Consider the following 11,203-nt stretch of genomic DNA (forward strand, 5'->3'; position numbering starts at 1 on the left):
TGTTTCAGCTGCCGGGACCGCGATGCTGCGAGTGATGACTGTACTTTCCTGTCTGGCATTTGCGTCCGCTGTGACCGCCAAAGAGGTGCTGCCGCAAAAGTTCAGCCTGCAAGGCAAAACGCTGATCTATGACACCGAAACAGAGGTGGATGGGGAACCGTCAGAAATCACCGATGACGATGCCTTAGCGCTGCGGGATATCCTGAGTAAAAGCCCGGAAATTTCGGAGCTGCAGCTCAACAGCATTGGCGGCAGCGTCTATGCCGGGGAAGAAATCGCTGGATTGGTACTGGAATACGGGCTCGACACTTTGGTTGATGGAACCTGTATCAGCGCCTGTGTCGATGTCTTTCTGGCCGGCGCCCGGCGGCGGATGACAATCGGGTCCAGCATCGGCTTCCATCAACGCAACTGGCCTGCCGATGCAGTGCATAAATACTACCGCAGCGAACGCAAACGCCGCCGCTGGGCAACACCGTATGATTTGGGGTCCTGGATATACGAGGACACGCAGCGCGAAGTTTATGACCATCTCAGCTATATGGTGGCGCGCGGCGTCGATCCCGGCTTTGCGATTGAGACGCTGCGCACGGACCCGGATGGCGAATGGTATCCCAGCCGCTTGCGGCTGATTGCAGCGGGTGTTCTGCGGGAGGTCCGGCAGGGGCAAACCCGCTAGCCGGCTTGACACAGGCTTGACCAGAAGGCCCGCTTGCGTCAGATGAGCGTCCAGCCTTTTAAAAGATGCCCTGAACAGGAGCCCAGACGCATGTCCGGCGACCAAAAGCCCCGCGACGACCAGACCAAGACTGCCCGGACCGCTGTTGCCAATGCGGCCGATAAACACGCCAGCGGCGCGCCCTGGCGCAACTTCTATGGCCGCTTCAAGGGCAAGACCTTGAAGGACAGCCAAAAGCGGTATCTGGACGAAGATCTGGCCAGCCTCAGCCCTGGCGCCGTGGATTGGGATGTGAACCCGGACCGCACCCCGCTGGACCTGAACGCGCTGTTCGGCGGCAAGGATGCCTGGCTTGAGATCGGGTTTGGCGGTGGCGAGCATCTGGTGCATCAGGCCGCCAGCAACCCGGACGTTGGCATCATCGGCGCCGAGCCTTTTATCAACGGCGTCGCCATGCTGCTGGGCAAGATCCGCAAAGCGGGTGCAGAGAATATCGCGGTGCATCCCGGTGACGCGCGCGATCTGATGGATGTGCTGCCCGAGGCCTCCATTTCGCGTGCCTTCCTGCTGTATCCGGACCCCTGGCCCAAGGCCCGCCACCACCGCCGCCGATTTGTGACGCAAGAGCATTTGGAGCCGCTGGCCCGTTGCCTGAAGCCCGGTGCGATTTTCCGGGTGGCAACCGATATTCCAGACTATGTGCGCCAGACCCTGGAGGAGGTGCCCAAAGCCGGTTTCGAATGGCTGGCCGAAGGCCCCGAAGACTGGCGCCAGTCCTGGGACGACTGGATTTCCACCCGCTATGAACAGAAGGCCCTGCGCGAAGGCCGCACACCGCATTACCTGACCTTCCGCCGCCTCGGCTAGGGCTGCGGACCGCTGCCGGGCAAAGGCTCTGGACCGTCCAGCGCCAATCCGTTACCGATAGCGCCAACGTAAGTAAGCACCGACAGACGAAGGAAGCCCCATGTCCGGACACGGCACGCCCATCCCGATGACCTCCCACCGTGCCGACCCGCTGAAAGGCGTGGCAGATGTGCCCGGCGACAAGTCGATCTCGCACCGCTCGCTGATCCTGGGCGCGCTGTCGGTGGGGGAGACCAGGATCTCCGGCCTGCTGGAAGGCGAGGATGTGCTGGACACCGCCAAGGCGATGCAGGCCTTTGGTGCTGAGGTGGTGAATCACGGCGGCGGCAGCTGGTCGGTGTTCGGCGTCGGCGTCGGCGGCTTTGCCGAACCGGGAAACGTGATCGACTGCGGCAACTCCGGCACCGGGGTGCGGCTGATCATGGGGGTGATGGCGACCTCTCCGATCACCGCGACTTTCACCGGCGATGCCTCACTGAACAAACGTCCGATGGCGCGGGTCACTGACCCGCTGGCGTTGTTCGGGACGCAATCTGTTGGCCGCAGCGGCGGGCGTCTGCCGATGACAATTGTGGGTGCCGCCGACCCGGTGCCAGTCCGTTACGAGGTTCCGGTGCCGTCGGCGCAGGTGAAATCAGCAGTGCTGTTTGCCGGCCTCAATGCGCCGGGCAAGACCGTTGTGATCGAGAAAGAAGCCACCCGCGACCATACCGAGCGGATGCTGGCCGGCTTTGGCGCCGAAATCACCACCGAGGAAACCGAAGAAGGCCGCGTTATTACCCTGACCGGCCGTCCGGAGCTGAAGCCGCAGGTCATCGCGGTGCCGCGCGATCCGTCCTCGGCAGCTTTTCCGGTTTGTGCGGCGCTGATCACGCCCGGTTCCGACGTGCTGGTGCCGAACATCGGCCTGAACCCTACCCGCGCGGGTCTTTACTATACCCTGCAGGACATGGGCGCAGATCTGACGTTTGAGAACATGCGCGAAGAGGGCGGCGAGCCGGTTGCCGATCTGCGGGCCAAGTATTCACCGAATATGAAGGGCATCGAAGTGCCGCCGGAACGCGCGGCCTCGATGATCGACGAATACCCGGTGCTTTCGGTGGTGGCCGCCTTTGCGGAAGGCAAGACCATGATGGCCGGTGTCAAGGAGCTCCGCGTCAAGGAAAGCGACCGCATTGACGCGATGGCCAAGGGCCTGCGGGTCAATGGCGTGACGGTCGAGGAAGGCGAAGACTGGTGGGAAGTCACCGGCCTGGGCATCAATGGCGTGCCCGGCGGCGGTACCTGCGAAAGCGTCCTGGATCACCGCATTGCCATGTCTTTCATGGTGATGGGCATGGGGGCGCAGAATGCGGTTTCGGTCGATGACGGCGGCCCGATTGCCACTTCCTTCCCGATTTTCGAGACCCTGATGGGAGATCTCGGCGCCAAGCTGGAGCGCACATGAGCGAAAGTTACACGATAGCTGTCGACGGTCCGGCGGCGGCTGGCAAGGGCACGCTGTCCAAGGCGCTGGCGGCCCATTACGGCTTCAGCCATTTGGATACCGGCCTCTTGTACCGTGCGGTTGGGGCCAAGATGCTGGATGGTGTGACCCCGGTTGAAGCTGCGGAAAACCTGACACCGGAAGATCTGGCACGGGAAGATTTACGCGGGCCGGAGGTTGCGCAGGCCGCCTCCAAGGTGGCGGTGATTGCCGAGGTGCGGGCGGCGCTGGTCGATTTTCAGCGCGCCTTTGCCCGCCGGGCCGGGGGCGCGGTGCTGGACGGGCGCGACATCGGTACCGTGATCTGCCCTTATGCGCAGGTGAAGTTCTTTGTCACCGCCAGCGCCGAAGTCCGCGCCCGCCGCCGGTTTCTGGAACTCGCCGCGGCCGGCAAGGTGATCACGCTGGACGAGGTGCTGGGCGACGTGAAGGCCCGGGACGAGCGCGACATGAATCGCGCAGAGGCGCCCCTGCGCCCGGCGGCTGATGCCATTTTGGTCGACACCAGCGATCTGAGCATCAAGGAAGCCCTGGCCAAGGCGATCACGGTGATCGAAGCCCGCCGCGCGGCCGGCGAAACACTGGCATAAACATCAATCAACCAAATACACCCGCAGCTGACGCATCAGCCGCGGGTACAAGGGCAAGCGGGACGGAGCGGAACCGCCTGGCCTTTCGGGACACGGGATTGCGCGCGATCAGAGCTCGCCGACAGCGGTGTGCTTGATCTGGCCCCACTGGGTGTCGGCGGTCTTGGCAGTGCCGGGCACGTCCTCGAGGAAGGCCGCGCGGGTGGCGGCGTTCAGGAACAGGAACAGCTTGCCGTCGTGCACCAGATACTGGTCCGGGTCGCCGTCGAACTTCTTGCCGACCGACACGCCATAGGAGCAGAAGCCGCCGTGCTGCGGCAGGTACTTAGCCGGATCGGCCTCGAACGCGGTCTTGTTCTCCTCAGAAGTGAAGTAATAAGAGGCGCCGTCCACGGTTGCGGAGTAGTTTGCCACGCCTTCCACCGGGTTGCGGCTGTCCAGCAGCGACACAAGGTCAACACCATGCGCGGCCAGCGGCGCCCCGCCGGCAGAGATACCGTTTGAGACGTTGAGTTCATCGGCGGCAAAGGCCGGGGCGGCCAGTGCGGCAGTCAGCGAAATCAGGGCAGTTGTCAGAAGAATTCTCATGGTGGTCCTCATCAGGTTCAGTTGCGGGTTTTTCTGTTCAGTTCAGGCTGTGCAGCCCGATGAGTTGAACTTATGTCCGAAATCTTGGACGTTTAATTCCCGTTCGTCCGCCTGATATTGCAGATCGTCCCGATCTTCGTTTGGGCTTAGTCACGGCGCCTCACTCATCTGTGCATGGAGCCTCGCGCCGCGGCGCAGTAGCCTGTGGGCAGGTGTCAATGAGGAGGTGCCGTTATGGCCTGGCTGCGGACGATAATGACAGCGTGTGTTCTTGCGGTGCCTGCCTTGGCGCAGGACGCGCCGAAGGCCCCTGTATCCCCTGAATCCCCGGAACCGCCGATGACCTATGAACGGCTGGGGCGGATCCTCTTTGCATTGGACGAAAACGCGCAGCCCGCGGGCACCGGGTTTCAGCTGTCCATTTCAGGCGTGCCGGTGCTGATCGTGACGGACCAGGCAGCGGACCGGATGCGGGCGATGGTGCCGCTGCGCCCGGCCGAGGGGCTGACAGCGGAAGACATGATGCGGATGATGCAGGCCAATTTCGACACAGCCTTGGATGCACGCTATGCCGTGGCCAAGGGGCGGCTTTGGGCGGTGTTCATCCATCCGTTGTCGCCATTGGAGAAAGACCAGTTGATTTCCTCGCTTGGTCAGACCGTCAATATCGCCCGCACCTATGGCACGCTTTACACCGGCGGAGCGTTGCAGTTCGGCGGCGGCGACAGCCCGGGCATCCAGCGGCAGCTGATCGAGGAACTGCTGGAAAAGGGCGAGGAAATCTAGGTCCTTGATCCCGGACCGCAGCTCGCGCGGCCTGCATTGACAGATACGAATTTCAGCCTGTAGCCCGGCCGCAGCAATAAATTTCGTCACAGCGCTGCCGGATAAATACGCGCCAAGTCCCGTTTTGCAGAATATGGTCGCTGCAAACAGCTTGGGGACCGCATATGAACAGCTTTCAGGACCGTCTGACCGCGCTGCGCCAGGATTTCCACCGGCATCCTGAGCTTGGCTTTCAGGAAGACCGGACCAGGGCCAAGGTGGCAGACCATCTGCGCGGCCTCGGGCTGGAGGTGCATGAAGGCGCGGGCGTTGTCGGCCTGCTGCGGGCGGGCACCGGCAACCGGGCTATCGGGCTGCGGGCCGACATGGACGCGTTGCCTATCACTGAAATCTCCACCCACGATTATGTTTCTGAAACACCCGGCAAGATGCATGCCTGCGGTCATGACGGCCATATGGCCATGCTGCTGGGGGCCGCCGAACGGCTGGTGCAGGAGCAGGGGTTTGACGGCACTGTAGTGTTCATCTTCCAGCCCAACGAGGAGCACGGGCTGGGTGCCCAGGCGATGATTGCCGAAGGGCTGCTGGAGCGGTTCCCGATCGAAGAAGTCTATGCCATCCACAACCTGCCAGGCGCGCCTGCAGGGCAGGTCTCGACCCGCGCGGGACAGATTTGCGGCAGCGAAAGCCTGTTTGAAATCTCGATAAAAGGGCAGGGCGGCCACGCCTCGATGCCGCAGGCGGGGGTCGACGCGATCACTGTCGGGGCGGAAATGGTGCTGGCGCTGCAAACCATTGTCTCCCGCAAGCTGGCGCCGGGGGCTGGCGCGGTGGTGTCGGTTACCGAATTCCTGACCGACGGCCAGCGCAATGTGCTGCCGGGGCATGCGGTGCTGAAGGGCGATGTCCGCGCCCGGGTGCCTGCGGACCGCGAAGCAATCGAAGCCTTCATGCGCCAGATAACTGCTGGCGTTGCTGCTACCCATGCGGTGGAGGTCGAGATGAGCTTCAACACCGAATTTGTCGAAACCATCAATGCGGAAGGCCCAGCCGAGGCCGCCTGCCGCGCAGGCGAAGCCGCGGGTTGCGAAGTGATCCGCAACCGCCCGCCGATGAGCTTTTCTGAGGATTTCGCCCATTTCGCCGCCGCTGTGCCGGGGTGCTTTCTGCTGCTGGGCAATGGCGAGGACGGGCCGAACGGCCAGCCGCTGCATTCGGCGGATTATGATTTCAACGACGCTCTGCTGCCCATCGGTGCAGAGTTCTGGGTGCAGCTGGTGCGTGACCGGTTGCCGGCGGGAAAGGACTGACCATGTTTGAAAAATTCACTGTTGCCATGCGCCACACGGCAGGCAGCCCGAAATCCGGCGATGCCGCTTATACCGTTCTGTCCGAGCAGGACTTTGGCAATGCCTGCGCAGAAATCACTGCGTGGGACGGCTATGAAGAGACTCCGCTGGTCTCGCTGGCGGGGCTGGCGGACAAAATCGGCGTTGACAGGATCGACTATAAACACGAAGGGCCGCGGTTCGGCTTGGGCAGCTTCAAGGCGCTGGGCGGGTCTTATGCGGCGCTGCGGGTGCTGCAGCGCGAGCTGAGCCGCCAATTGGGCCAGGACGTCAGCCTGGAAGATATCCGCAAAGGGGCACATAAACAGGCCTGCGCCGGGATCACACTGGTCTCGGCCACCGACGGCAATCATGGCCGCTCGTTGGCCTGGGGCTGTCAGCGTTTTGGCGCGCCGTGCCGGATCTACATCCATGCTGAGGTCAGCGAAGGCCGCGCCGTCGCCATGCGCGAGTTGGGCGCCGAGGTGATCCGCACCGCGGGTGATTATGACGACTCGGTGCTGCTGGCCAAGAAAGAAGCCAAGGAAAACGGCTGGTTTGTGGTCTCGGATACCTCCTGGGAAGGCTACACCGAGCCGCCACGCGATGTGATGGCCGGCTATTGCGTGATGACCCGCGAGGTTTGCGAGACGCTGGCGCGGGCTCCGACCCATGTCTTTCTGCAGGGCGGCGTCGGCGGGCTGGCGGCTTCGGTCGCGGCGGCGCTGCGGCAGTATTACGGCGCCGAGGCACCGCGGGTTGTCATCGTCGAGCCGGAGCTGGCCGCCTGCCTGTTTGACAGCGCACGCAACGGCAAGGCGACCAGTTTCGCAATCCAGGAAGAGACCATCATGGCCGGGCTGTCCTGTGGCGAGCCGTCGGAAATGGCCTGGGAAATCCTGGCTGAGGAAGCCTCGGACTTCCTGACCATTCCGGACAGCATTGTGGCTCCTGCCGTGCGGCTGCTGGCCAATGCGGAAACCGGCGATCCGGCGGTTGAAGCGGGCGAAAGCGCAGTGGCTGGTCTTGCGGCCCTGATTGCCGCCTGCCAGGCGCCGGACCTTGCCGAACAGCTGGGGCTGGGATCAAAGGCCCGCGTGCTGCTGATCGGTTCCGAAGGTGTCACCGACCCGGCGATCTATGCCGCGATCATGGCAGGACAGGACAATGTCTAAGGCGCCGGTGCGCGGCTTTCCGGACGCGGAGTTCGCAGCCCGGACCGCAAAGGCCCAGACACTGATGGCGCAACAGGGGCTGAACGGGCTGCTGCTGCTGACCGAGCCGGAGGTGCGCTATTTCAGTGGTTTTCACACGCTGTTCTGGCAAAGCCCGACCCGGCCCTGGTTCCTGTTTGTGCCGCCGGCGGGTAAGCCGATTGCCATCATCCCGGAGATCGGCGCCGACCTGATGCGCCGCACCTGGATCGAGGATATCCGCACCTGGAGCGCGCCTGCTCCCGAGGATGACGGCGTCAGTCTGCTGACCGAGCTGCTGTCGCCGATTGCCGGGCGCGGCGGCAGCATTGGCATCATGAAGGGGCATGAAACCGCGCTGCGGATGCCGCTGGGTGATTATGAACGCCTGATGAATGGCCTGCCGGGGTTGAAGGTCGCAGACGCGACGCCGCTGGTGCGCAGCCTGCGGATGGTGAAATCCGCGGCAGAGATCGAAAAACTGGCGCATATCTGTGCAATCGGCTCGCGCAGCTTTGCGCAGGTGCCGCAGATCGCCCATGCGGGCCAGCCGTTCGAGGATCTGTTCCGCGCCTTCCGCCGCGAAGCGCTGGCGCAGGGCGCGGACGATGTGCCCTATCTGGTCGGCGGTGCTGATCAGGGCGGCTATAGCGACGTGATTTCTCCGCCGACCGGGCGGCCGTTGCAGGCCGGCGACATCGTGATGCTGGATACCGGCTCTACCTGGGATGGGTACTTCTGCGATTTTGACCGCAACTTTGCCGTTGGCCGGGCCGATGATCTGTCGCGCCGCGCCTATGACGTGCTGTGGCGGGCGACCGAGGCCGGGATTGCAGCCGCCAAGCCCGGTGCCACCTGCCGCAACCTGTTCCAGGCGATGCAGGCGGTGATTGCCGAGATGGACGATCAAGGCGGCGACGTGGGGCGGCTGGGCCATGGGCTGGGAATGCAGCTGACCGAATGGCCCTCGCACGCGGCCTTTGACGGCACGGTAATCGAGGAAAACATGGTGCTGACGCTGGAGCCCTCGCTGGGGTACGGTGATGGCCGTATCATGGTGCATGAGGAAAACATCGTGATCCGGGCGGATGGCGCTGAGCTGCTGACAACCCGCGCCGCACCTGAACTGCCGGTGATCTGAAAGGAGCTGCGGCGATGAAACTACCCTATGATACGGACGCCGGTATCGGAACCCGCGCGACCTTGGGTGTGATCGTGCTGGAAACCGACGAGACGCTGGAGCCGGAGTTCTCCCGGATGATGGCGCATGAAGGCGTGGCGCTTTATCACAGCCGAATCCCGATGGCGCCGGAAATCCGTCCCGAGACGCTTGCGCAGATGCAGGCCGATCTGCCGGCCTCAGCCCGGCTGTTCCCGTCCTCGCTGGATTTCGACGTCGTCGGTTATGGCTGCACCTCGGCATCAACGGTGATCGGCTCGGCCAAGGTTGCGGAAGCGGTGCAAACAGTCTTGCCCAAGGCTAAGGTGACCGACCCGCTGGCGGCAATCATCGCCGCGGGCAAGGCGCTGGGCGCATCCCGGCTGGGCTTTGTCACGCCCTACCTGCCGGAAGTCTCCGCTCAGATGCGGCAGAAGCTGGAACAGGCGGGGTTCGCAATCGCAGGCTTCGGCTCGTTTGAGGAAATGGACGACCGGGTGGTGGCGCGGATCACCGAAGCGGCGATTTCAGAGGCGGCTCAGCAGGTTGCCAGGGCAGGGGACTGCGATGCCATCGTGATTTCCTGCACCAATCTGCGCTGCCTGCAGATCATTCCGGAGATTGAGGCGCAGGCCGGGGTGCCGGTGATCTCCAGCAATCAGGCACTGGCCTGGCATATGCTGCACCTCGCTGGCGTTACGGATTCTCAGCCGCAATTCGGCAGGTTGTTCACACGGAGTCTGGCGGCCCGATAGGTAAAATTGTCCGGGATTTGTCAGCTGACAATATTCGGTCCGTGCCGTTTTACAGCGCAGCGCAAACTGCGCTTGTAATCCCTGTGCAGATCGCCACAGATTGCCATTCGAAATCTGTCTTGTGCCTGCAAGGATGCCCGGATGCCCGCCACCCGTTCCCAGACCTGTCCCGTAAACCGGAACGTGCTGTTCATCATCATTGATCAGCTGCGAGCAGACTGCGTGTTCGGGGCGCTGGCTAAACATGCGGAGCTGCCGAACATCCGCGCCTTCATGCAGGATGCGGTGTCGTTCAAACGGCATTTTTCGGTCACCAATCCCTGCGGGCCGTCGCGGGCGTCGATCCTGACCGGGCAATACGCGATGAACCACCGCTCGGTCCGCAATGGCACGCCTTTGCGCCACGATACGCCGAACATTGCCACCGAAATGCGCAAAGCGGGCTATCTGCCGATGCTGTTCGGTTACACCGATACATCGCAGGATCCGCGCGCCTTTGATGCCAATGATCCGGCGCTGCGGACCTATGAGTTCCCGATGAACGGGTTCCATGAGATGACCGAGATGCGGATGGAGATGTCCTACCCGTGGCAATCGCATCTGATGAATCAGGGCTATGCGTTCGAAAACTACTGGGATGTCTACAAACCGGTGTCGCCAGGTGGCGGCGCGCCCAAGCTGAATGACCCTGCGCTTTACTCGGCGGAAGACAGCGATACGGCGTTCCTCACCAACTCGTTTCTGGGAAAGATGACGGCCTACCGCAAGGAAAGCTGGTTCGCGCATCTGACCTATATCCGCCCGCATCCGCCGCTGGTGGCGCCGGCCCCCTACAACACCATGTACGACCCGGCGTCGCTGCCGCTGCCGGAACGGCTGGCGACACCGGATGCGGAATGCGAACAGCATCCGTTCTTTGATCCGGTACTGCGCAAGAGCACGATTGCGGGGTTCGTCGAAGGTTTTCCGGATCTTGAGCCGACGGATGACAACATCCGCACCCTGCGCGCGGTCTATCTGGGACTCGCGAGCGAAGTGGACCATCATGTCGGGCGGGTGATCCAATTCCTGAAAGACACGGGCCAGTATGACGACACCATGGTGGTGATCACTGCTGACCATGGCGAGATGCTGGGCGACCGGCATTCCTGGGGAAAGATGACAGTCTATGACGCGGCCTATCATACACCGCTGATCATCCGGATGCCAGGCAATGAAGGCAACGCAGGCGCCTGTCTCAGCCACATGACCGAATCCATTGATGTGACGCCGACCATTCTGGAGTGGGCCGGGCAGGAGATCCCGAATTCGATGGACGGGCGGTCGCTGCTACCGCTGTTGCAGGGAGAGACTCCGCAGGATTGGCGGCAATATTCCTTCTCGGAACTGGATTTTTCAGAGCCGCTGAAGCCGACGCTATGGCAGCAGGCGCTGGGAACCTCGTCCAGCGACAGCTGTCTGGGGATCTTGCGGGATGCGAGGTTCACGCTGGTTGAGTTCGCCGCTGATCTGCCACCGATGCTGTTTGACAGCGAAGGGCAGGGGGAGCTGGAGAATGTGGCCGGGCAGCCGGACTACGCGAGCGATTTGAACCGGCTGACACGGATGATGCTGCGGCACAGGATGAAAAACATGGATCACACGCTGTCGCTGACGTCGATCACCCCGGATGGCGCGCGTGGTGCGGCCCGGTTTCAGCAGCCGAAATCCTGACCGCAGCCTTCTGCAGGTTGCAACGCATGAATTAAACACCCGGCCCCCTTGCCGGAGAC

11 protein-coding genes are annotated in these 11,203 nt (G+C 62.9%); 10 read left to right on the forward strand and 1 reads right to left on the reverse strand.

Annotated elements, in window-relative coordinates; genetic code table 11:
• Positions 1-34 precede the first annotated feature (34 nt).
• From A2I95_RS10900 to A2I95_RS10915, 4 genes are all read left to right on the forward strand, one after another.
• Entirely contained in the window at positions 35-679 is a 645-nt protein-coding gene (locus A2I95_RS10900; RefSeq protein WP_291729781.1) for a hypothetical protein, read from the forward strand.
• Positions 680-769: 90 nt separating this feature from the next.
• Positions 770-1,546: a tRNA (guanosine(46)-N(7))-methyltransferase TrmB gene (locus A2I95_RS10905; protein ID WP_291729782.1), complete on the forward strand. Its 777-nt coding sequence runs from the start codon at positions 770-772 to the stop codon at positions 1,544-1,546.
• 100 nt (positions 1,547-1,646) lie between these two features.
• Positions 1,647-2,993 carry a 3-phosphoshikimate 1-carboxyvinyltransferase gene (gene aroA, locus A2I95_RS10910; protein ID WP_291729783.1) on the forward strand — a complete coding sequence of 449 codons (1,347 nt, stop codon included), beginning with the start codon at positions 1,647-1,649 and terminating at the stop codon, positions 2,991-2,993.
• Positions 2,990-3,622: a d(CMP) kinase gene (locus A2I95_RS10915; RefSeq protein WP_291729784.1), complete on the forward strand. Its 633-nt coding sequence runs from the start codon at positions 2,990-2,992 to the stop codon at positions 3,620-3,622. Before aroA ends, A2I95_RS10915 begins: the two co-directional genes overlap by 4 nt.
• A gap of 108 nt (positions 3,623-3,730) precedes the next feature.
• Here A2I95_RS10915 and A2I95_RS10920 read toward each other — a convergent pair whose 3' ends face one another.
• On the reverse strand, positions 3,731-4,210 hold the full coding sequence (locus tag A2I95_RS10920) for a YHS domain-containing (seleno)protein (protein WP_291729785.1): 480 nt from the start codon (positions 4,208-4,210) through the stop codon (positions 3,731-3,733).
• A 339-nt stretch (positions 4,211-4,549) separates the two neighbouring features.
• On the opposite strand from A2I95_RS10920, the gene A2I95_RS10925 reads away from it, so the two are divergent.
• The 6 genes from A2I95_RS10925 (at position 4,550) to A2I95_RS10950 (ending at position 11,144) form a co-directional block, all read left to right on the forward strand.
• Positions 4,550-4,996, forward strand: coding sequence for a hypothetical protein (locus tag A2I95_RS10925; protein ID WP_291729786.1), 447 nt, complete (start codon positions 4,550-4,552; stop codon positions 4,994-4,996).
• A gap of 164 nt (positions 4,997-5,160) precedes the next feature.
• Positions 5,161-6,306, forward strand: a complete 1,146-nt coding sequence (locus A2I95_RS10930; RefSeq protein ID WP_291729787.1) for an amidohydrolase — start codon at positions 5,161-5,163, stop codon at positions 6,304-6,306.
• A gap of 2 nt (positions 6,307-6,308) precedes the next feature.
• Positions 6,309-7,499, forward strand: a complete 1,191-nt coding sequence (locus A2I95_RS10935) for a diaminopropionate ammonia-lyase (protein ID WP_291729788.1) — start codon at positions 6,309-6,311, stop codon at positions 7,497-7,499.
• Complete coding sequence (locus A2I95_RS10940) at positions 7,492-8,658, forward strand: Xaa-Pro peptidase family protein (protein ID WP_291729789.1); 1,167 nt, start codon at positions 7,492-7,494, stop codon at positions 8,656-8,658. Before A2I95_RS10935 ends, A2I95_RS10940 begins: the two co-directional genes overlap by 8 nt.
• A gap of 14 nt (positions 8,659-8,672) precedes the next feature.
• On the forward strand, positions 8,673-9,431 hold the full coding sequence (locus A2I95_RS10945; RefSeq protein WP_291729790.1) for an aspartate/glutamate racemase family protein: 759 nt from the start codon (positions 8,673-8,675) through the stop codon (positions 9,429-9,431).
• A gap of 141 nt (positions 9,432-9,572) precedes the next feature.
• Positions 9,573-11,144 carry an alkaline phosphatase family protein gene (locus A2I95_RS10950; RefSeq protein WP_291729791.1) on the forward strand — a complete coding sequence of 524 codons (1,572 nt, stop codon included), beginning with the start codon at positions 9,573-9,575 and terminating at the stop codon, positions 11,142-11,144.
• Positions 11,145-11,203: the final 59 nt, after the last annotated feature.

Source organism: Leisingera sp. F5 (genome assembly GCF_001593695.1).